This is a genomic window from Sphingomonas sp. AC411 (assembly GCF_979253035.1).
In genome coordinates this window covers 2,752,779-2,773,709 of the sequence record NZ_CEEDAQ010000001.1, presented here as the reverse complement: position 1 = coordinate 2,773,709, position 20,931 = coordinate 2,752,779, and the positions used below count along the sequence as shown (strand labels likewise).

9 protein-coding genes and 8 pseudogenes are annotated in these 20,931 nt (G+C 66.6%); 9 read left to right on the top strand and 8 right to left on the bottom strand.

What is annotated here, in order from left to right:
• Positions 1 to 115 precede the first annotated feature (115 nt).
• Positions 116 to 2,261 (bottom strand): annotated as a pseudogene (locus tag AC0IX7_RS14230) (AsmA family protein).
• A 182-nt stretch (positions 2,262 to 2,443) separates the two neighbouring features.
• Between AC0IX7_RS14230 and rpmI the strand changes: the two are divergent.
• From rpmI to AC0IX7_RS14195, 7 genes and pseudogenes are all read left to right on the top strand, one after another.
• Positions 2,444 to 2,647, top strand: coding sequence for a 50S ribosomal protein L35 (gene rpmI / locus AC0IX7_RS14225; RefSeq protein ID WP_031395289.1), 204 nt, complete (start codon positions 2,444 to 2,446; stop codon positions 2,645 to 2,647).
• Positions 2,648 to 2,666: 19 nt separating this feature from the next.
• Positions 2,667 to 3,047 carry a 50S ribosomal protein L20 gene (gene rplT, locus AC0IX7_RS14220; RefSeq protein ID WP_471812477.1) on the top strand — a complete coding sequence of 127 codons (381 nt, stop codon included), beginning with the start codon at positions 2,667 to 2,669 and terminating at the stop codon, positions 3,045 to 3,047.
• 360 nt (positions 3,048 to 3,407) lie between these two features.
• Positions 3,408 to 3,737 carry a GIY-YIG nuclease family protein gene (locus AC0IX7_RS14215; protein WP_353465994.1) on the top strand — a complete coding sequence of 110 codons (330 nt, stop codon included), beginning with the start codon at positions 3,408 to 3,410 and terminating at the stop codon, positions 3,735 to 3,737.
• A 22-nt stretch (positions 3,738 to 3,759) separates the two neighbouring features.
• Positions 3,760 to 4,886, top strand: a pseudogene (gene pheS, locus AC0IX7_RS14210) (phenylalanine--tRNA ligase subunit alpha).
• Positions 4,883 to 7,381, top strand: a pseudogene (pheT, locus tag AC0IX7_RS14205) (phenylalanine--tRNA ligase subunit beta). Before pheS ends, pheT begins: the two co-directional pseudogenes overlap by 4 nt.
• 282 nt (positions 7,382 to 7,663) lie before the next feature.
• The gene (locus tag AC0IX7_RS14200; RefSeq protein WP_471812475.1) at positions 7,664 to 8,545 is read left to right on the top strand and encodes an aldose 1-epimerase family protein; all 882 of its coding nucleotides are present in this window, start codon (positions 7,664 to 7,666) and stop codon (positions 8,543 to 8,545) included.
• A 358-nt stretch (positions 8,546 to 8,903) separates the two neighbouring features.
• Positions 8,904 to 10,471: pseudogene (locus tag AC0IX7_RS14195) on the top strand (peptide chain release factor 3).
• Positions 10,472 to 10,788: 317 nt separating this feature from the next.
• Here AC0IX7_RS14195 and AC0IX7_RS14190 read toward each other — a convergent pair.
• Genes AC0IX7_RS14190 through AC0IX7_RS14180 form a run of 3 tightly spaced genes read right to left on the bottom strand, consistent with a single transcriptional unit; the run spans position 10,789 to position 12,966 of the window.
• Positions 10,789 to 11,094, bottom strand: coding sequence for a DUF3325 family protein (locus AC0IX7_RS14190; RefSeq protein WP_254685278.1), 306 nt, complete (start codon positions 11,092 to 11,094; stop codon positions 10,789 to 10,791).
• Positions 11,087 to 12,610 carry a PepSY-associated TM helix domain-containing protein gene (locus AC0IX7_RS14185; protein WP_471812473.1) on the bottom strand — a complete coding sequence of 508 codons (1,524 nt, stop codon included), beginning with the start codon at positions 12,608 to 12,610 and terminating at the stop codon, positions 11,087 to 11,089. Before AC0IX7_RS14185 ends, AC0IX7_RS14190 begins: the two co-directional genes overlap by 8 nt.
• A 32-nt stretch (positions 12,611 to 12,642) precedes the next feature.
• Positions 12,643 to 12,966, bottom strand: a complete 324-nt coding sequence (locus AC0IX7_RS14180) for a hypothetical protein (RefSeq protein WP_471812471.1) — start codon at positions 12,964 to 12,966, stop codon at positions 12,643 to 12,645.
• Positions 12,967 to 13,117: 151 nt separating this feature from the next.
• On the opposite strand from AC0IX7_RS14180, the gene AC0IX7_RS14175 reads away from it, so the two are divergent.
• Positions 13,118 to 15,355 (top strand): TonB-dependent siderophore receptor, encoded by a 2,238-nt coding sequence (locus AC0IX7_RS14175; RefSeq protein WP_471812469.1) that lies wholly within the window; start codon positions 13,118 to 13,120, stop codon positions 15,353 to 15,355.
• A gap of 39 nt (positions 15,356 to 15,394) precedes the next feature.
• On the opposite strand, the gene AC0IX7_RS14170 is transcribed toward AC0IX7_RS14175, so the two are convergent.
• From AC0IX7_RS14170 to AC0IX7_RS14155, 4 genes and pseudogenes are all read right to left on the bottom strand, one after another.
• Positions 15,395 to 16,495 carry a sensor histidine kinase gene (locus AC0IX7_RS14170; RefSeq protein ID WP_471812467.1) on the bottom strand — a complete coding sequence of 367 codons (1,101 nt, stop codon included), beginning with the start codon at positions 16,493 to 16,495 and terminating at the stop codon, positions 15,395 to 15,397.
• Between the two features lie 203 nt (positions 16,496 to 16,698).
• Positions 16,699 to 17,550 (bottom strand): annotated as a pseudogene (locus tag AC0IX7_RS14165) (GAF domain-containing protein); the annotation flags it as partial.
• A gap of 80 nt (positions 17,551 to 17,630) precedes the next feature.
• Positions 17,631 to 18,607, bottom strand: a pseudogene (locus tag AC0IX7_RS14160) (bile acid:sodium symporter family protein).
• Positions 18,607 to 19,616, bottom strand: a pseudogene (locus tag AC0IX7_RS14155) (adenosine deaminase). Before AC0IX7_RS14155 ends, AC0IX7_RS14160 begins: the two co-directional pseudogenes overlap by 1 nt.
• A 132-nt stretch (positions 19,617 to 19,748) precedes the next feature.
• Here AC0IX7_RS14155 and AC0IX7_RS14150 point away from each other — a divergent pair.
• Positions 19,749 to 20,683 (top strand): annotated as a pseudogene (locus tag AC0IX7_RS14150) (DUF808 domain-containing protein).
• The last annotated feature ends 248 nt before the right edge of the window (positions 20,684 to 20,931 follow it).

Sequence of the window (20,931 nt, the reverse complement as noted above, 5' to 3'; positions counted from 1 at the left end):
ACCCATGGACACGGAACGCTAGCCATCTACGCGCGCCCAACGATCGGCAACGGCGCCCGCCTGCCGCCAAGATGAGCTAGCGAGGGAAGGGACCGCACGGTTAGCCCCCGCGTCCTCAGAAGATCCCCAGAAACTTCTTCCGCTGTGCCTTGCCCTCGGAGCGGGTCGACTTCCCGTCTTCGGCCTTGGCCGTCGTCCCACGGCCGACATCATCGCGCGCCTCGCCCTTGGTCGTCCGCTGCGCCGCCGCGGTCGCGCCCGCCAGCACCGGTCCGCACGCCGTCGACTTCGCATCACCCACATCGACGAACGCCAGGATACCCGCCACCGGCGTCGCCACCAGTGCCAGACCAAGCCCGCTGCCGACGCGCGCCAGCAGGTCCTTCGAGATTACCTGCAGCTTCGGCGCGGCGAACATCCCGCCGACACTCACCGGCGACTGCCCCGCGAACAGGCTGAACTTTTCGAATCCGCGCGAAATGCGAGGTCGACCGCCTCGTTGCGGAAACTGAACCCACCACGTCCGACGATGACGTTCTTGCGCGTGTCGATCAGGATCGGATCCGCCGCCGCAACGCCGCCGCGGACGGTAAAGCCGACCAACCCGCAGTTCATCTGCACCGGCTCGTCGAGCTTCCCCTGGAACATCCGCTGCGCGAACGTTGCCGATGTCGAGTTCGGCAAGCTGTACGTTACGGACCGACAACGCCCCCGATGGCAGCACGAACGCGATCCGGCCCCGCGACGATGCGAGTGAATCATGGATCGAGTCGCCGCGCCCGTCGAGCTTGATCCGCCCCTTGACGGTCCCGGTCGTCCCAGCCTCGGTCAGCCCATAGCCCTTGAGCAACTGGCCCAGTGGCGTCGGTGCGAGACGAATGTCGTAGGACACGGCGCTGGGCCGCGCGCGCGTATTGAAGATGACGTCCGAGGCCACGTTGCCGCGGGCCATCGAGAAGGTCAGCGGCGACAGCGCCAGACGACCGCGCTCCAGGTCGAGCGTCAGATCAACGTTGGAGATCGGCAGGTTGCGCGACTTTACCTTGCCGATCGTCCATTTCAGGTCGGCATCGAAGATCTGCATCGTCGCGACCGGCAAATTCCCGTCGGGCAACAGGCGCTGCGGTGCGGCGCCCGTCGCCGCCGCCGCCGCCACCGCGCCGCGCGTTTCGACGATGTCGGGATTGAAGCCGATGAACGGCGCCGCATCGATGATGTCGAGGCTCTTCGTCGTCAGCACAGAGTCGAGATGGATGCGCTCGCCATTGACGATCGTCAGCTTCCCCGCGAGATCGGTCCGCCCTGCGATACCCTGCAGCCGCGTAAAGGCGTACTCGTCACCCTGTTTGATGAGTTGCGCACGCAGCTTGTATTTCCGTGTGTTCGGGATCGCGACATCGATGATGCCGAGCAACGTCGACAGGTTGGCGCCGCGCGCGGTGACCGCCAGCGGCACGTTCTCGACATCGGCGATGCTCGGCAGCGTCCCCGCAACGTCGATGATGTTGCCCGCCGCCCGCGCCCGCGCGACCAGCTTGTTCTGCCCCCGATTGGCGGTCGCATCCGGCGACAGCAGTTGCGCGGTCAGCGTGAACGGCGTCTCGCGCAGCCGCCCTCTGCCTGTCACCCCCACGGCACGCCCGATCGTCGCATCGACCGATCGGATGTCGGCGATGTTGAGGTCCGCGACAATCCGCATCCGCGGGTCGAGATAGCGCACCGACGTGCCGGTCACAGTCGCGACGTCGATCCGCGGAAACTCGAGCGGCTTACCGCCCTTCTTTTCGGAGAACGTCCAGGTATTCGCGGTGTGCGCCTTGTTCCACTCCAGGTCGACGTCACCGTTGACCAAGTCGAGCCAGTACAGCCGCCGCTTGCCGAAGATCAGGGACAGCGGCGCGATCCGCGTATCGAGCTTGTCCGCGCGGAACAGGTTCGGCCGGCTCGCCCAGTCGGGGTTCGAGAGCGTGAAGTTCTCCGCGTACAGCTTGATCCTGAACGGCGCGAAATAGAGCTGGAAATCGCCGCGCACGGTCAGCGTCCGGTGCGTCAGCGATCCGACGACACGCTCGAACGGATGCTTCAGGAAGCGCCCCTTGGTGATGTACAGCACCAGCCAGATCGCGACGATGACCGCGACGATCCCGAGCAGGATGTTGCGGATGATCCGCCGCTTGCGCCGTTTTCGGGTCTCGACCGCAATCGGCGCCGTTGCGGGGCCGGGGAGGGGCGTCGATCGGCGGCGTCGGGCTGGCGTCCATGCAAGCCCTATCGCATGGCAATCGCGCGAGTTCCACAATGCGGGTTCCGCGACGGTTGATATTTGCGACCAATGCGGATAGTGCGCCCGCTTCCTCGAAGGGAACGCGTTCGACGAATCGCCCGGCCAGTGTGGGCTGCCGCGGCGATTTCAGCGTCCTCCTTCGTAACCGAAAGGATAAAAATGCCCAAGCTGAAGACCAAGAGCGGCGTCAAGAAACGCTTCAAGCTCACCGCCACCGGCCTGCTCAAGCACGGCGTCGCCGGCAAGCGTCACCGTCTGGCGCATCACAACGGCAAGTACATCCGTCAGAACCGCGGCACCAAGCTGCTGTCGAAGGCCGATACCGCAGCGGTCAAGGCCTGGGCGCCTTACGGCCTGCGTTGAGCTGAGAAGGAATTAGACAATGGCACGCGTAAAACGGGGTGTTACCACCCGCGCCAAGCACAAGCGTATTTTGGTTCAGGCGAAGGGCTATTATGGCCGTCGCAAGAACACCATCCGCATCGCCCGTCAGGCCGTCGAAAAGGCCGGGCAGTACGCATATCGCGACCGCAAGGTTAAGAAGCGCACGTTCCGTGGCCTCTGGATCCAGCGCATCAACGCCGGCGTCCGCGCCGAGGGTCTGACGTATTCGCAGTTCATGCACGGCGTGAAGCTTGCGGGGATCGAACTCGACCGGAAGGTCCTGGCCGACATCGCCATGCACGAGGGCGCTGCATTCAGCGCCATCGTCGCCCAGGTGAAGGCGGCTCTCCCCAGGCCGCGTAATCCGCGACTGAGGTGAGGTTCGGGGGGCGTCGGTGGGAGACCACCGGCGCCCTTTCTGCGTTCGGGGTTGGGGGAGCGCTAGAGGAACGCGTGGTTTCGCAGCTCAAGCTCAAGCTCAAGCTCAAGCGGGCTTCGATCCCGATCCCGATCCCCAACCTCGATCCAAACCTCCGTTCCGCCCAAACCCCATCCGTCATCCCGGCGAACGCCGGGACCCATGGTTACGGTGGACCCAGCGATAACGTGCTACCATCACCCGGCCCGCTACCGTGGGTCCCGGCGTCCGCCGGGATGACGGGGCTTTGATGACGGGGTTTTGGAGTGTCACGCTTTGTTGCGCTCCACAGCGATCGAGCGGGCAAAAGGGGAGCACGAAATGCGCGAAACCTTCCAGCCGTGCGTCTACATCCTCCACTCCCGCCGCCACGGCACGCTCTACATCGGCGTCACCTCGAATCTGCTCGCAAGGCTCGTTCAGCACCGAGAGGGGTTGATCCCCGGCTTCACTCGCCGGTACGGCATCAAGCGTCTCGCCTATTACGAGATGTTCGACACGATGGAGGCCGCGATCGTTCGCGAGAAGCGGCTGAAGGACTGGCGAAGGGCGTGGAAGATCGACCTGATCGAAGCGCGCAACGAAAATTGGGATGATCTGGGTATCGGCCTCGGGCTGCCCCGCCTGACCGAACCCGCCCTGGGAGTATGACGTGACGCAAGACCTGAACCAGATGCGCGATCACATGCTGACGGCGATCGCCGCCGCATCCGGGCTCGACGCGCTCGATGCGTGCCGGGTCGAGGCGCTCGGCAAGCAGGGCACGATCACCGCGCTGCTCAAGACGCTCGGCAAGATGACGCCCGAAGAACGCCTCGTCCAAGGCCCGCAGATCCAGGGTCTCCGCGAGGCCGTCGCCAACGGCATCGCCGAGCGCAAGGCCACGCTCGAACGCGCCGCGCTCGACGCGCGCCTCGCCAGCGAAACGCTCGACATGACGCTCCCCGCGGACGCCACGCCCGCCGGCACGATCCACCCGGTCAGCCAGGTCATGGACGAACTCGCCGAAATCTTCGCCGACCTGGGTTTCGCAGTCGCCACCGGCCCCGAGATCGAAACCGACTGGCATAATTTCACCGCGCTCAACATTCCCGAAACGCACCCCGCGCGCGCGATGCACGACACCTTTATTTCGAGCCGCAGGTGAGAACGGCCGGCGACGGGCAAAGCCCGTCGTCCGACGGCGACGGCTTTGCCGACGACGCGGCCCGCACGAAGCGGACGCTCCTCCGCACCCACACCTCGCCCGTCCAGATCCGCACGATGTTGTCGCAAAAACCCCCGATCCGCATCATCGCCCCCGGCCGCACCTACCGCTCCGACTCCGACGCGACGCACACGCCGATGTTCCACCAGGTCGAGGGCCTCGTGATCGACAAGGGCATCACGCTCGGTCACCTGAAATGGACGCTGGAGACCTTCGTGAAGGCGTTCTTCGAGCGCGACGACATCGTGCTCCGCCTGCGCCCCAGCTACTTCCTGTTCACCGAGCCGTCGGTCGAGATCGACGTCGGCTACACGCTGGTGAAGGGCAAGCGCGTCGTCGGCGGCGCCGAGCCCGATGGCTGGCTCGAGATCCTCGGCTCGGGCATGGTCCACCGGAAAGTCATCGAAGCCTGCGGGCTCGACCCCGACGAATGGCAGGGGTTCGCGTTCGGCTGCGGGATCGACCGCCTCGCGATGCTCAAATACGGCATGGACGACCTCCGCCCGTTCTTCGACGGCGATATCCGCTGGCTCAAGCATTACGGCTTTTCGAGCCTCGACGTCCCCACCTTGTCCGGCGGAGTCGGCGCATGAAGTTCACCCTCAGCTGGCTCAAGCAGCACCTCGAAACGACCGCCATGCTCGACCAGATCGTCGAGGCGCTCACCCGCATCGGCCTCGAAGTGGAAAGCGTCGAGAACCCCGGCGAGAAGCTCGCCGCGTTCAAGATCGCCAAGATCCTCACCGCCGAACGCCACCCGCAGGCCGACAAGCTACAGATCCTGTCGGTCGACGCCGGTAACGGCCCGCTCCAAGTCGTCTGCGGCGCGCCCAACGCCCGCGCCGGCCTGGTCGGCGTGTTCGGGGCGCCCGGTGCGTACGTCCCCGGCCTCGACGTCACGCTCAAGCTCGCCAGCATACGCGGGGTCGAGTCCAACGGCATGATGTGCTCGACGCGCGAACTGGAACTTGGTGAGGATCACGACGGCATCATCGAACTGCCCGAAGACGCGCCGATCGGCACGCCGTACCCCGACTATGCCGGCCTCACCGACTCGGTCATCGACGTGGCGATCACCCCCAACCGCCAGGACTGCATGGGCGTCCGCGGCATCGCCCGAGACCTCGCCGCCGCCGGCCTCGGCACGCTCACGCCACTGGTCATTCCCGCCTCCACCCCTCCGTCATCCCGGCGGAGGCCGGGACCCAAGGTGCGGCAGGGGCAGACGGCGAACTCGATCCCCGCCGTCGCGGCAATGACGGAGCAACGACTGGATCCGGACCCGATGTCGCAACCCTAGACCCAGAAGGCTGCCCCGCCTTCTTCGCCCAGACCGTCACCGGCGTGACCAACGGCGACTCCCCGAGTGGATGCGCCGCAGCCTGCTCGCGATCGGCCAGAAGCCCATCTCCGCGCTCGTCGACATCACCAACTATCTGATGATCGACCTCGGCCGTCCGCTGCACGTCTACGACCGCGCCAAACTCTCCGGCGGCCTCGTCGCGCGGAAAGCCAAGGACGGCGAACAGGTCGTAGCCCTCAACGGCAAGACGTACACGCTCGACGCGACCATGACCGTCATCGCCGACGACGCGGCCGTGCACGACATCGGCGGCATCATGGGCGGCGAGCATTCGGGCGTCTCCGCGGCCACCACCGACGTGCTGATCGAATGCGCCTATTTCGATCCCGACCACATCGCCCGCACCGGCCAGAAGCTCACGCTCACCTCCGACGCGCGCAGCCGCTTCGAACGCGGCGTCGACCCCGCGTTCCTCGAAGACGGCCTCGCGATCGCCACCGCGCTCGTCCTCCACATCTGCGGCGGCACGGCCAGCGACGTCACCCGCTCGGGCGAACCCCGCTCGAGCCCCGCGTGATCCACTACGACCCACGCCTCAGCGCAGACCTAGGTGGCCTCCACGTCGCCCCCGAACGCCAGGCGCGTACCCTCTTGTCGCTCGGCTTCACGATCGGCGCGATCAAGTCCGCCGATGCGTTCAGCGACGCGCTGTTCTCGACGATCGAAGGCAAATGGCCGGTCACCATCCCGACCTGGCGCCGCGACGTCGACGGCCCCGCCGACCTCGTCGAGGAAGTCGTCCGGATCGAGGGTATCGACACTATTCCCTCGACGCCGCTCCCGCGCATGCCCGGCGTCGCCAAGCCGACCGCCACGCCCGAGCAGAAGCTCGAACGGCGCGCGCGCAGGGCTGCCGCAGCCCGTGGCCTCGACGAAGCGGTAACCTGGAGCTTCCTCTCCGAAGCCGAAGCCGCGCCGTTCGGCGGCGGCGCCTGGACGCTCGCCAACCCGATCAGCGAAGACCTCAAGGTCATGCGCCCTTCGCTGCTCCCCGGCCTGCTCGCCGCGACCGGCCGCAACCTGAAGCGAGGTCAGCAGAGCGTCCGCCTGTTCGAGATCGGCCGCCGCTACCTCGCGGATGCCGAACGTGCGACACTCGGCGTAGTCCTCGCCGGCGACCGCCGCCCCCGCGGTTGGCGCGAGGGCAAGGCCGCCAGCTTCGATGCCTACGACGCCAAAGCCGAAGCGCTTGCACTGCTCGCAGCCTCGGGCGCGCCGGTTGATAACCTGCAAGTGATGGGAGAGGCAGGCGACGCATGGCACCCCGGCCAGTCGGGCACGCTCCGCCTCGGCCCCAAGACGGTGTTGGCAAGCTTCGGCATGCTCCACCCTTCCGTGCTGAAAGCGTTCGACCTCGATGGCGCGGTCGCGGCGGTAGAACTCTACCTCGACGCGATCCCCCAAGCGGGCAACCGGCTTCACCCGCCAGGCCTACACGCCCCCGCGCTCCAAGCCGTCCGCCGAGACTTCGCCTTCCTCGTACCGGCGGCGCTCGCCACCGACACGCTCGTCCGCGCGGTCAAGGCTGCCGACAAGGCTGCGATCGTCTCCGCCCGCGTGTTCGACGTGTTCACCGGGGCAGGGGTGGAAGACGGCCACAAGTCGGTAGCCGTCGAGATCGTCCTGCAACCGACCGCCAAGAGCTTCACCGACGAGGAACTCAAGGCCGTGGCCGACAAGGTAGTAGCGGCGGCCGCCAAGCAAGGCGCGAGCCTGCGCGTATAAGCGTGCCCTCACCCTTCCCACGGCCAAGCAGCCGCGGGCCCCTTCCCTCTCCCCCAAGGGGAGAGGGAGAGATGCCTAAGGCGGCGAGGGTGAGGGCACGCGCTGGCGGCCTCACACCACCCCGGCGAAGGCCGGGGCCCAAGTGGAAAGGCCAACGTAACGGAGCGATGCACGTCGTTGGCAAGACCTCCCATTGGGCCCCGGCCTCCGCCGGGGTGGTGCGCGGGTGGTTTGGTGAGCGTTTTAAAGCCTCGCGCGTTTGAGGCCCACGGAAGGAACCCCATGACCGACCTGATCACCATCGCCAACACCCACCTGACCGCCAAGATAAACCCGCACGGTGCCGAACTCACCCACCTCCACGACGCCGATGGCCGCGAGTTGATGACCAATGCCGACCCGGCCTATTGGACCGGCCACGCGCCGATCCTCTTCCCGGTCGTGGGCGTCGTCAACGAAGGCGTCATCCGCCTCGACGGTCAGGCCTACCCGATGCAGAAGCACGGCTTCGCCCGCCACTCGACGTTCGAGGTCATCGCGCAGACCGAAACCTCCGCCACCTTCCGCCTCTCGGACAGCGAAGAAACGCGCGCCGCCTACCCCTTCGCCTTCGCCGTCGACATCGTCTTCACGCTCGACGGCGCGACGCTCGCGATCGAGGCGCGCATCCACAACCGCAGCGACGCGCCGATGCCGGCGAGCTTCGGCTTCCACCCCGCCTTCGCCTGGCCGCTTCCTTACGGCGAGGCGCGCGCAGACCACCGCATCACGTTCGACGCCGACGAACCCGGCAAGCTCAAGGCGATCAGCCCCGACGGCCAGATCGCCGTCGACGAACGCCCCTCGCCGGTAGAGGACCGCGTGATCGTGTTGCGCGACGACCTGTTCGCGAAGGATGCGCTGGTCTGGGACCCGATCCACTCCGACGCCGTCACCTATGGCGCGAAGACTGGCCCGCAGCTGAAGATCGCCTTCCCCGACACCCCAAAGCTCGGCATCTGGACCAAGCCCGGCGCGGCCTACGTCTGTGTCGAGCCCTGGCACGGCATCGCCGACCCCGAAGGTTATACCGGCGACTATCGCGCCAAGCCCGGTGTGTTCGAGATCGCGGCGGGCGACACGAAGAGCATCACCATGAGCGTGACGTTGGCCGCCGAGCACTGACGGGCTCCCCTCCCTGAAAGGGAGGGGCAGGGAGTGGGTAGGTTTCCGCATCAAGGCACGGTCGCGGCTCAAGCTGACCGACCCACTCCCAACCCCTCCCTTCCAGGGAGGGAGAGCGCTCCGTTTCAGGCAAGGCCGGCGTTCGCTCCGAATAGAAAGGGCGGGTTCCTCAGCAAAGCAACATCACCCCCGCTCCAAGCCCCTCTGTCCTACACGCCCCACATCTGCCAAGAGCGGCGCCAAGCCCGCCGCGTTTTCCAACTGCATCCCACCGCATCGCGCGCGGACTGCATCTTGGCCTAACCCGGCCTAACCTTCTTTTTCCAAGCGAGCCCAAACTCGCGCCCCGGACCACGCCATGACCCAATTCCCCCGCCGCACCTTCGCGATCATCTCGCATCCCGATGCCGGCAAGACCACGCTCACCGAAAAGCTCCTCTATTTCGGCGGCGCGATCCATCTCGCCGGCGAGGTGAAGGCGCGCGGCCAGACCCGCCGCGCGCGCTCCGACTGGATGAAGATCGAGCAGCAGCGCGGCATCTCGGTCACCTCGTCGGTGATGACGTTCGAGCGCCAGGGGATAACCTTCAACCTGCTCGACACGCCGGGCCATGAAGACTTCTCCGAGGACACGTATCGCACGCTGACCGCGGTCGACTCGGCGGTCATGGTGATCGATGCCGCCAAGGGCATCGAGCCGCAGACGCGGAAGCTGTTCGAGGTCTGCCGTCTGCGCAACGTGCCGATCATTACCTTCGTCAACAAGGTCGACCGCGAGGGCCGCGATCCGTTCTCGCTGCTCGACGAGGTGGCGGAGATGCTCCAGCTCGACGTTTGCCCGATGAGCTGGCCGGTCGGCATGGGCGGCGAGTTCGAGGGCGTCTACGACCTCTACGCCAACACGCTGAGCCGCCCCGAAGGCGACAGCCGCGAGTTCATGGGCAAGGCGATCCCGTTCACCGGCATCGACGATCCCGAACTCGCCAAGATCCTCAGCCCCGAAGCGATGATCCGCCTGAACGACGAAGCCGAACTCGCACAGGGCGGCTATTCGAGCTTCGACCCGGAGGCCTATCGCGCGGGCAATCTGACGCCGGTGTATTTCGGCTCGGCGCTCAAGGACTTCGGTGTCGCCGAACTGATCGCCGCCCTCGCCGACTACGCCCCGCCACCACGCGCGCAGCCCGCCGAGCCCGCCCCCATCTCGCCCGACGAGCCCGAAGTCACCGGCTTCGTGTTCAAGGTGCAGGCCAACATGGACCCCAACCACCGCGACCGGATCGCGTTCATGCGGCTCTGCTCGGGTGTGTTCAAACGCGGCATGAAGCTGACGCCCACCGGCCACGGCAAGCCGATCGCGGTGCATTCCCCGATCCTGTTCTTCGCGCAGAACCGCGAGCTCGCGGACGAGGCGTTCCCCGGCGATATCATCGGCATCCCCAACCACGGCACGTTGCGGGTGGGCGACACGCTCAGCGAGAAGGCGGCGATCCGCTTCACCGGCCTGCCCAACTTCGCCCCCGAAATCCTGCGCCGCGTCGTGCTGAAGGATTTCACCAAGACCAAGCAGTTGCGCAAGGCCTTGGACGATATGGCCGAGGAGGGGTGACTCAGGTGTTCTACCCCGACATCGGCTCGAACTGGATCATCGGCGTGGTCGGGCAGCTCCAGCTCGAAGTGCTGCTCTCGCGCCTCGACGCCGAGTACAAGGTCGCGGCGGGGCTCGAGCCCGCACCGTACGAGACGGCGCGCTGGATCTCGGCGGAAGATCCGCTGGAGCTGAAGACCTTCGCCGAGATCAACCGCGGCGCGATGGCCAAGGACCGCGACGGCAACCCGGTGTTCCTCGCCAAAAGCGCCTGGGAAGTGAACTACATCGCCGAGCGCTATGCGAAGATCCGCTTCGCCGCGACGCGCGAACGGTAACCGCGAACGGTACAGGGTCGGGCCGTGCTAGGCCGCCCCGGCTCATTCCTATTCCCGCGTAGGTGGGGCGGCAGAGGCAGCCTCTAGCCGCGCTATCGCCAGCGTGGTCGCACCCTTCGCGGCGATACTGCGCGAGTTGGGCGACGATGTTGAGCTCTACGCGCCGGTCTCGGTTCAAAGCAGCCAGCGCCGTCGCACAGAACCCGGTGAAGAGGGGTCTGGTTCGGCGCAAGGCAGTGTCCTTCCTTGGAGCTTGCGTCGATTGGACGCCGCCTCCCCGAAACGCCACCGGATCACGCCCGGTCCCGCCGCAGTATCTAACGCCGCGGACGCACTGCCTTCAACGCGATCCGGACCGGCTGCATCGTCTCGGCCGGCTTGAACGACAGCAGCATCACCAGCGCGACGCCGGCAATCGACGCCGCGCCGAGGAATCGCACGAAACGCTCGCCGGTCAGCGGTGCGCCGCAGTGGAACAGCGCGGCCGTAAGCACGAGCGCGGCGACGAGGCGTAGCGCGCGGATCGCTGACGGCGCGGCGATCCCCAGGTCGCGGCGATACCGGAAGGAGGTCGCCGCCAACAGCAGCCAGCCGAAGAAGCACAGTATCGTGGCTTCAAGCATGAACGGTCTCCGATTGTGGTTTGCGGATCTTCGCGACGGGCCGGCTCCGCGCGGAGCGCCACGCGCCGAGCGCAAGCATCGCGGCAATCGCGAGCATGGCGAAATCGAATGCCGCGAAGAGCGTGTCGCCGGTCAGTATCGATTCCGGCAATCCGCGCGACGTCGTCAGCGTATCGACCACCGGGATCGCGGCGAACGCCGCGGCGCCGATCGCGAACCCTTCGGTCCACGCGCGGCGTGCTGGTCGCAACACCTGCAACACCGCAACGGCGCCCCATATCCAGAACATCGTGGCGACCTCTGCGTCGGCGCGGTTCGCGGCGTCGGCGGGGATCAGGCGGTTGGCGAGGAGGTAGGCGGCCATCCCGATCGGCAGGCCGGCGATGACACCGATGTTCAGCCGCTCGACCAGCTTCAGCCCGAAGAACGGCGTCGCGCCCGGCTTGCGACGCTTGGCAGTCCATAGCAGCAGCCCGGTCCCGACCATAGCCGCACCGGTGAGACCGAGCACGAAATACGCCCAGCGCAACGCCGGCCCCGCGAACTGCGCGACGTGCAGCCCCAGCATCACGCCGGCGGTGGCGAGCGCAGGCCCGACGCCGCCAGTGCCCTCGAGGAACCGCCCGTCGCTGCCCGCATACGTGACCGACGGACCACGTCCGTTGAGCGAGGCGTTCGCATGGCGGTACAGCGTGACCGTGCTCGCGGCGTCGTTCGGGTTGCGCACCACCAGGGTCGCGACCCGCGCACCGAAGCGTCGCTCGGCATCCGCGACCAGAGGACCGATTGCCACCAGCGGCTTGGCCACGCCCTGCGCCTCGCGCTCGGTCGGCGTGCCGAACGCCGCCTGCGCGAAATCGGCGGGCTGGGCGTAGTTCGCGTTGACCGGCCACGGCATGTACATCGCCACCAGCGTGATCAGCCCGGTATAGGTGATCATCGCGTGGTACGGCAGCGCCAGCACCGCCGAGACGTTATGCGCGTCGAGCCAACTGCGCTGCCCCTTGTTCCAGCGCAGCGTGAAGAAGTCGGCGAAGATCCGCTTGTGCGTGATCACGCCCGACACGATCGCGCCGAGCATGAACATCGCGCACAGCCCGGCGAGCCAGCGCCCCCAAGGATGCGGCAATTGCAGCTGGAAATGGAAGCGATAGAAATGCTCGCCGCCGCGGGTCTCGCGCGCACGCACGACATCGCCGGTCGCGGGATCGAGCACGATTTCGGGTGCGCGCCGCCTGGGAGCCTTGGGGTCCGGCTTGCGCTGTTCGAAGACCCGCGTCACCGCGGTGCGGGCATCCGGGAGGTAGATGTACCATTGCAGATCGTCCGCGCCGACACGCTGCATGTGCGCCACCGCGGTCTCGGCGGCGTGGGCGCCGGTGACGGGCTTCGCGCGAAATTCCGGCTGCATCCACTGCGTGATCTCGGGCCGGAAATAACTCGCCGTCCCGGTCAGGAACATGGCGAACAGGATCCAACCCGCCAGCAGGCCCAGCCAGCCGTGGATCCATGCCATGCTCTGTCGCAAGGTGGTTCTCGCAGCCGAACTCACGGACGAACGCCGAGCAGCCAGAGTAAGCCGCCGCCGACCAGTGCGATTCCCCACACGAGCGCTGCGACCCGCAAAACGCGGTGTTCATGGAAACACCAGAGGGCGATGCCTGCATAGATCGCGAACGACAGGATCATGCCCCAGCTCGTTGCTTCGACGCGCGCGATCGGGAGCAGGCGGGCGAGCAACGTCGCCAGCACTGCCGCCGCGGCATAGCCGCCGAACAGCGCGGTCGTGCTCCGCAACGCCATGATCCAGACCACTGGACGGACTGTCCGGCCCTTGGGGAATGGGCCGGGTTTCAGGATCCGACCGTGCATGAACATTCTGTCATTTTTCCTTGCGGTGCGTGCAAACCGTCTTTAGCGGCCTTTGCGAGTCATTATCAATATCAAAAGTGGACGGCGCAATGCGGGGACGATTTATAGGGGGATGCTGCTGGGGACGGCTCTAGGCAGCGTCGGAACGCCGGTGTTCGCGGCAGATCTTACGGCGGCGTCGGCGCCGACCACGGCTCGCGATGCGGCGCCGACCGACGACGATACGCAGACTCGCAGCGACGAGATCGTCGTCAGCGGCGAGCGCATTCGCAAGACCGGCAGCACCGGCACCAAGACCGAGACGCCGCTGATTCGCACGCCGCAGGTCATCACCAGCATCGACGAAAAGGAACTGACGCTCCGCAACGCGCTGTCGATCAACCAGGCGCTCGGCTATGTTGCGGGCGTCTCGCCGAACCAGCGTGGCAACGTCGCCACCCGCTACGACCAGCTCTACGTCCGCGGCTTTGCGCCGGGCCAGTATATGGACGGCATGCGTCTGCTAGGCGGGGTCTATTCCACGCCGCAGATCGACTTCCACCTCGTCGAACGCGTCGACGTGTTAAAGGGGCCGGCCTCGGTCCTGTATGGCAACTCCACGCCAGGCGGACTGGTCAACCTGACCGGCAAGGTCCCCTATGGCGAACTCGGCGGGCGGATCGAGTTGGCGGGCGGCAATTTCAACCTGTTGCGCAGCGCGATCGACGTGAATCAGCCGCTCGACAAGGATCACAAATGGCTGTTCCGCGTGATCGCAGGTGCGGAGCGGTCGGACGGGTTCGTCGCGATGACCGGCAACCGGCGCTATTACGCACGACCGATGCTGACCTTTGCGCCCAACGAGGCGACCAGCGTGACCCTGATCCTCAATTACCAGCGCGATCCGGAATCGGCGTCGTATAGCGGCGTGCCGGTCTATGGGTCGGCACTCACCAACCCGTCCGGGCAGTTCGCGACCGACTTCAACGTGAGCGAGCCAGCGTACGAAGCGTTCGATCGAAAGCAGAAGTCGGCGACGCTGCTGTTCCGTCACGACTTTAACGACAGCCTCAGCTGGGCGACGAGTGCGCGCTACCTCGACGTCGATCTCCACTATCGCCAGATTTACCTCTCGGCGTTCGCCACGACCGGCACGGGCGCCAATCGCAACACCGATTTCTCGACGATCGTGCGCGGCGGGGGCGGGTCCGACGAGTCGTTCCGGACGATCACGATCGACAATCACGCGACCGCCAAGTTCGCGACCGGGCCTTTGCAGCACACGCTGCTCGCCGGCGTCGACTGGCAGAACAACCAGGGCAATAACGACCAGCAGTTCAACACCGGCGTCACTGCCGATCCGGCGACCAGCATCCCGAATCTGAACCTGTTCGCGCCGGTCTATGGCGGGGTGCAGCCTACTTTCCCGCTGACGCAGACGCGGAATTTCCGCAAGATCGACCAGGTCGGCGCCTATGTGCAGGACCAGATCGCGATCGGCGGGCTGCAACTGATCGCGAGCGGGCGCTACGACTGGTACGACCAGACGAGCGTGAACCGCAACGCGCCGGCAGGGGCGGCCAGCGGCGTGACCCGGCTTCACCAAACCGCGTTCACCGGACGCCTCGGCGCGCTGTACGAGACCAAGTTCGGCCTGGCACCCTTCGTCAGCTATTCGGAAAGCTTCGAGCCGCAGACCGGCACCGCGTTCGACGGCGCAGCGTTCGTGCCCGTCACCGGTCGCCAGTACGAAGCAGGCCTGAAATACCAGCCGCGCGGCACCAGCGCGCTGTTCACGTTTTCGGCCTTCGATCTGCGTCGCCAGAACGTACCAACGACCGATCCCGCCAACCCCAATTTCTCTATCCAGATCGGCGAAGTCGCAGTCCGCGGGATCGAACTCGACGGGCGCGGCGAGATCACACCGGGCCTGACGGTCACGGTCGCGGGCACCTATACCGATCCCGAGGTCACGCAGGGCACGCCGGTCGTCGGCACCGGCGATCAGCTCAGCGGCGTCACCGGCACCAAGCCGCTCGGTATCTCCACATGGAGCGCATCGAGCTTCGTCAATTACGACCTGTCACGCGGCGGCGGCGGCGGCGGCGCGCTGTCGGGGGTCAACATCGGCGGCGGCGTCCGCTATGTCGGCAAGTCGGACGGCACCGCCACGCGCGTGGCGGCAGGCCAGACGCTCACCACCCGGTTCCAGTCGCCGGGCTATGTGCTGGTCGACGCGGTACTCGGCTATGATCTCGGCAAGTTCGACGACTCGCTCAAGGGCATGAGCCTGACCGCGAACGTCGCGAACCTGTTCGACAAGCGCCACATCGCCAGCTGTTTCTTCGTCAACAGCTGTTACTTCGGTGCCTCGCGGACCGTCGTCGGATCGCTCCGCTTCAACTGGTGAGGCGGTTGCGCTGGCGTTTCGTTCGCAACGGACGGGACGTCAGCGCATATCCTCGATCGGCGCGGTCAGGATGACACGCAGGCCGGGCATGTTGTCGTCCTGTTCGATCGTGCCGGACAGTCCGGCGACGACCGCCTTCATCATTCGGCTGCCAAAGCCCTCGCGCGTGCCCGATTTGCCGACGCCCTGGTCCGCGACGATCAGGCGTAGCCGGTTGCGATGCTGTTCCAGCACGATCTCGATCGGTCCAGCGCGACCCTCATAAGCATATTTGCTCGCGTTGATCACCAGTTCGGTCAGCACCAGCCCGATGTTCACCGCGCGATCGGTCGCGACCAGGATCGGCGCGAGATCCAGGCTCATCCGCGCTGCCCAATCCTCGCCGAGCGAGGTCTTCATGTCGTCGGTCAGCTCCTCGAGATAGCGCGACAGGTCGACCGACTCGACCTGATCGTCGCGGTACAGGCGACGGTGAACCAGCGCGACCGCCGCGAGCCGGGCCTGCGCCTCGGCGAGATGCTCCTTCACCTTTGCGTCGTCCGACGATTTCGCCTGGAGAGACAGGAACGCGGCGACCAGCTGGAGGCTGTTCTGGACGCGGTGATTGACCTCCTTCATCAGGACGTCCTTCTGCGCGATCAGGATGTCCTTGTCGGCGAGCGTGCGTTGCAGGTCGCCGTTGAGAAGACGAAGCCGCTGGTTGACGTGCGCGTCGTGGAACGCCCGGCGCAGACGGTGCGCCGCCTCGATCTCCTCGCGGGTCCAGCGCCGCGATCGACCGCTGACCGCCTGCGTCCAGGACTCGAACGACGTGCGGGGCGTCAGCACCGCGTTCGGATCGACCGAAACCGCCTTGTGCGGATTGCCCGCCCATTCGACTTCCTCGATCTGCTCGGCGCGGAACCACAACAGCATCGCGCCTTCATCGATGAGCGGGAGCGCGAGCACGCCGCTGGCGGCCGCCCTGTAGGTTTCGGCGCGGGGATAGAGCGAGGGCAGTTCGTGCGTCGCGAACGGCTCGATCCCGTTCTGCGTGACCGCCCATTCCGCCAGGTCGAGCACGTCCTCCTCGGCGGGGCACAGGCCGTGCATCGCCACCACCGCGCCGTCGACGAACGCGAAGCCGTCGCCGTCCAGCATCCGCCGCAGATCGTCGCGCAGTGCGGTGACGATGCTGCGCGGGGCGGGTCGGTCGCGAGCTTCGGAATGACCGCGTCTTCCGCCGCCCGCAGCCGGAGCCGTTCGCGGTAGGTCTCGGCCTCCTCCTTCGCGCGGATCTGGCGGGCGAGGCCACTCGCCAGGGTCGAGGAGGCCGCGCGGATATCGGGGGTCAGCACGCGCGGCGATCCGTGATGGCAGGCAATCATGCCCCACAACAGGCCGTCCTTGACGATTGAGATCGATGCCGACGCCGCGACCCCCATATTGGCGAGATAGCGCAGGTGGATCGGCGACACGCTGCGCAGCGCGACATCGCTGAGATCGAGCGTCTCGAAGCCGGCCGGTCGCAGCACCGCAGGCGCATAGTCGATCGCCGGGATTGTCCGCGTCCGGTTGCGCACATACAGCGCGCGCGCTTGCCGGGGGATGTCCGAGGCGGGGAAGTGGTGGTTGAGGAAGGTGCCGAGGCCCGACACCTTGTCCTCCGCCATCACGCGTCCCGCCTCGTCGTCAAGGAAGCGGTAGACCATGACGCGGTCGAACCCGGTCAATTGCCGGAACGCGATTGCCGCGCGCTCGCACAGCGCCTGGAGATTGCCGGCGCGTTCGAACGTCATCGCCATCGCGTTGAGCCGGCCGAGCATCGCCGCGGCGGTGACCGGCACGCCCGCGACGGGTTCGAGCTCGACCAGCACGTGATCCGCGCTGCGGTGGAGCGTGACGTCGAAGTGTTCGGAAGCCCCGGTCACCGGCGCGCCGGCCAGCGCGACTCCGGCGACCGTCTCGCTGGTCGCGAACAGCGCCGCGATATCCTGCGCCAACAGCGCGGACAGGTCTCGCCCCAGCCAGTCGTCGGCCAGCCGCGCCTCGATATCGCCGGCCCCCGCGACGATCGCGAGGGTCGCGGCGTCGGCGACCAGCAACAGGCCGTGCGGCTGGATCGCGCCCGGGATGTGGATCGGCTCGCGGTCGCACGCGGTCAGGTCCAGCCCCACGTCCGCGGCGGGGATGGCAGTATCGCTCGGCACGCTCATGAACTGAAAACTCTCGTGATAGCACCCCGACCATGCCGCTACCGGTGGAACAAAGCAAATACCGGCAAGGGTTTAGAGTGTTAACCCAGGGCAGTATCGCGTGGGGCGCTCTCGGCATAGCGGCGCGCGATCACCGCGCAGGCGATCAGTTGCAGCTGGTGGAACAGCATCAGTGGTAGGAGGATCACGCCGACCTGCGCGGGGGGAACAGCACGCCGGCCATCGGCACCCCCGATGCGAGGCTCTTCTTCGACCCGCAGAATTGCAGCACGATCGCGTCCTCGCGCGGCAGTTTCATCAGCCGCGCGACCGCGAAGGTGAGCGCCAGGACGAACGCGAGCAGCGCGGCGCAGAGCAGGCCGATCAGGATCAGGTCGCCGATCGACAATTTGGTCCACAGCCCTTCGACCACCGCCGCCCCGAACGCGCTGTAGACGACTAGCAGGATCGAGCCGCGATCGACCATAGTGAGCATCGCTTTCCGCCGGGTGACCCACGCGCCGATCCACGGACGCAGCAGATGCCCCGCGACGAACGGCACGAGCAGTTGCAGGACGATCGCCTCGATGCTCTCGATCGAAATCCCGGCGCTGCCCGATGCGTTCATCAGCAGAGCTACCAGCGCGGGCGTGATCAGGATGCCGAGCAGGTTGGAGAACGACGCGCTGCACACCGCGGCGGCGACATTGCCGCGGGCGATCGCGGTGAAGGCGATCGACGACTGCACGGTGGAGGGCAGCAGCGTCAGGAACAGCAGCCCGGCGGCGAGCGGCCCATTCACGAACGGCAGTGCGCTGAGCCCTAGACCGAACAGCGGGAAGGCGACGAAGGTCACGGCCAGCACCGCGAGGTGCAGCTTCCAGTTGCGCAATCCCGACAGAATCGCGTCACGCGACAGCTTCGCGCCGTGGAGAAAGAACAGCAGGACGATGCCGATATCCGCGGCGTAGCCGACGATCGTCGCCATCTCGCCGCGCGCCGGCAACAGGCTCGCCAGCACGACGGTGCCGAGCAGCATCAGGATGAACGGCTCGAAGACCGCGAGGAAACGGCCGATCACGGATGCGCTTTAACGTATGCATCCAGCGTCGCGAGATGGCCGCTGAGCGCCTCGTCGTCGAGGAAGCTGCCGAGGAAGCTGTTGCGGGCGAGCGTCACCACCTGCTCGCGCGAGAGATTTTCGCGCGCGCGGTCTGGCGGAAATTCTCGCCGATATAGCCGCCGAAATAGGCCGGATCGTCCGAATGGATCGTCGCGCGCAGGCCGAGATCGAGCATCCGGTCGATCGGGTGGTTCTCGAGCCGGTCGACGTTGCGCAACGCGACGTTCGACAGCGGACACACCGTCAGCGTCATCGCATCGCGCGCCAGCCGTGCGACCAAGGCCGGATCCTCCAGCGCGCGATTGCCGTGGTCGATCCGGTCGACCTGGAGGATATCGAGCGCCTCGTGGATATAGGCGGGCGGGCCCTCCTCGCCGGCGTGCGCGCACAGCATCAGCCCGGCATCCGCCGACGCCGCGAAGACGCGCGCGAACTTCGACGGCGGATGGCCGACCTCGGACGAATCGAGCCCGACGCCGATGAATTGATCGAGCCACGGCTCCGCCTGCGCGAACGTCTTGAACGCGTCTTCCTCGTCGAGGTGGCGGAGGAAGCTCATGATCAGCCCGACCGACATGCCGTGCTTGGCCTGTGCTTCGTCGATCCCCGCGAACAGGCCGCGCGCGACCACGTCGAACGGAATGCCGCGATGCGTGTGCGTCTGCGGATCGAAGAAGATCTCGGCGTGGACCACGCCGTCCTGCGCGACCCGGTCGAAATATGCGACTGCGAGATCGCGGAAATCTTCCTCGGTCTGGAGCACCGCGGCGCCCGCATAATAGATGTCGAGGAAGGTCTGGAGATTGGTGAAGCTGTAGGCCGCGCGGACGTCCTCGACGCTCTTGAACGGGATCGCGACCTTGTTGCGCTCGGCCAGCGCGAACATGAGTTCGGGCTCCAGGCTGCCCTCGATGTGCAGGTGCAGTTCCGCCTTGGGCAGGTTCGTGATGAAGTCGTCTGTCATGGCTCGTCCTGTCGCTTGGGTCGCGTCGGCTGCAACCATTCCGCGCGCCATGCACTACCGCAAGTGCGAAAGCCGTTGCATGACAATCCTGTCACGTTACCGAGCGCGTGAACGTACGCAAAGGATACATCGATGCCGACAGGATTGGTCGCACTGCTCGACGACATTGCCGGGATCACCAAGCTCGCCGCCGCCAGCCTCGACGATATCGGCGCGGCGACCAGCAAGGCGGGCAGCAAGGCGATCGGCGTGGTGGTCGACGATGCTGCGGTGACGCCGCGCTACATGGTCGGGTTCGAGCCCAAGCGCGAACTGCCGATGATCGGCAAGATCGCGCTCGGCTCGTTCCGCAACAAGCTGCTCTTCATCCTGCCGGCGGCGCTGGCGTTGAGCGCGTTTGCGCCGTGGCTACTGACGCCGCTGCTGATGATTGGCGGCACATATCTGTGCTTCGAGGGCGCGGAGAAGATCCTCGAGGCGTTCGGCGGCGGCCATGCCGAGGAGGTGGTCGACGCGCCGACCGACCCGAAGGCGCTGGAGGCGCAGAAGGTCTCGGGCGCGATCCGCACCGACTTCATCCTGTCGGCGGAGATCATGGTGATCGCGCTGTCGGACGTCGCGACCAAGCCGATCTGGGAACAGGCGATCGTGCTCGCGCTGGTCGGCATCGTCATCACGATCGCGGTGTACGGCGTGGTCGCGCTGATCGTGAAGATGGACGACATCGGCCTGCATCTGGCGCAGCGCAACGGCGCGGCGATGCAGGCGCTCGGGCGCGGGCTGGTGAAGGGCATGCCGCTGGTGATGTCGGCGCTGTCGGTGATCGGGACTGCGGCGATGGTGTGGGTCGGCGGCCAGATCATCGTCCACGGGGTCGAGGATTTCGGGTTCACCGCTGTGCCGCACTGGATCCACCACACGGCCGAGAGCGCCGCGGCGGCGGTGCCGGTGGCGAAGGGGTCGTGAACTGGGCGGTGAACGCGTTCTTCTCGGGGATCGTCGGGTTGATCTTGGGCGGCGCGATCGCGCTGGGGTTGCATGCGGTGAAGGGCAAGAAGGCGCACTGACCGGGGGCGCCCTCCTTGTTCTCCCGCGAAGGCGGGAGCCCAGTCTGGGTCCCCGCCTTCGCGGGGAAACACGTCGAGGTCGGTTACGTGGACAAACACTACCACCACCAACCACCCCGGCGAAGGCCGGGGCCCAATCGGGGAACGGAGGTAACGGCGAGCAGCCCTTAGTTACCGCGACCTTCCCAATTGGGCCCCGGCCTTCGCCGGGGTGGTGGTTATTCGCCGGGGTGGTGGCTCTTTGGGAA

What these genes read in the sequence shown, in the direction of transcription:
- rpmI (WP_031395289.1), top strand. Translation starts at nt 2,444, where the DNA reads ATGCCCAAGCTGAAGACCAAGAGCGGCGTCAAGAAACGCTTCAAGCTC.
- AC0IX7_RS14180 (WP_471812471.1), bottom strand. Translation starts at nt 12,966, where the DNA reads ATGCACGGTCGGATCCTGAAACCCGGCCCATTCCCCAAGGGCCGGACA.
- AC0IX7_RS14200 (WP_471812475.1), top strand. Translation starts at nt 7,664, where the DNA reads ATGACCGACCTGATCACCATCGCCAACACCCACCTGACCGCCAAGATA.
- AC0IX7_RS14170 (WP_471812467.1), bottom strand. Translation starts at nt 16,495, where the DNA reads ATGCTGGACGGCGACGGCTTCGCGTTCGTCGACGGCGCGGTGGTGGCG.
- AC0IX7_RS14190 (WP_254685278.1), bottom strand. Translation starts at nt 11,094, where the DNA reads ATGCTTGAAGCCACGATACTGTGCTTCTTCGGCTGGCTGCTGTTGGCG.
- AC0IX7_RS14215 (WP_353465994.1), top strand. Translation starts at nt 3,408, where the DNA reads ATGCGCGAAACCTTCCAGCCGTGCGTCTACATCCTCCACTCCCGCCGC.
- AC0IX7_RS14185 (WP_471812473.1), bottom strand. Translation starts at nt 12,610, where the DNA reads ATGGCATGGATCCACGGCTGGCTGGGCCTGCTGGCGGGTTGGATCCTG.
- rplT (WP_471812477.1), top strand. Translation starts at nt 2,667, where the DNA reads ATGGCACGCGTAAAACGGGGTGTTACCACCCGCGCCAAGCACAAGCGT.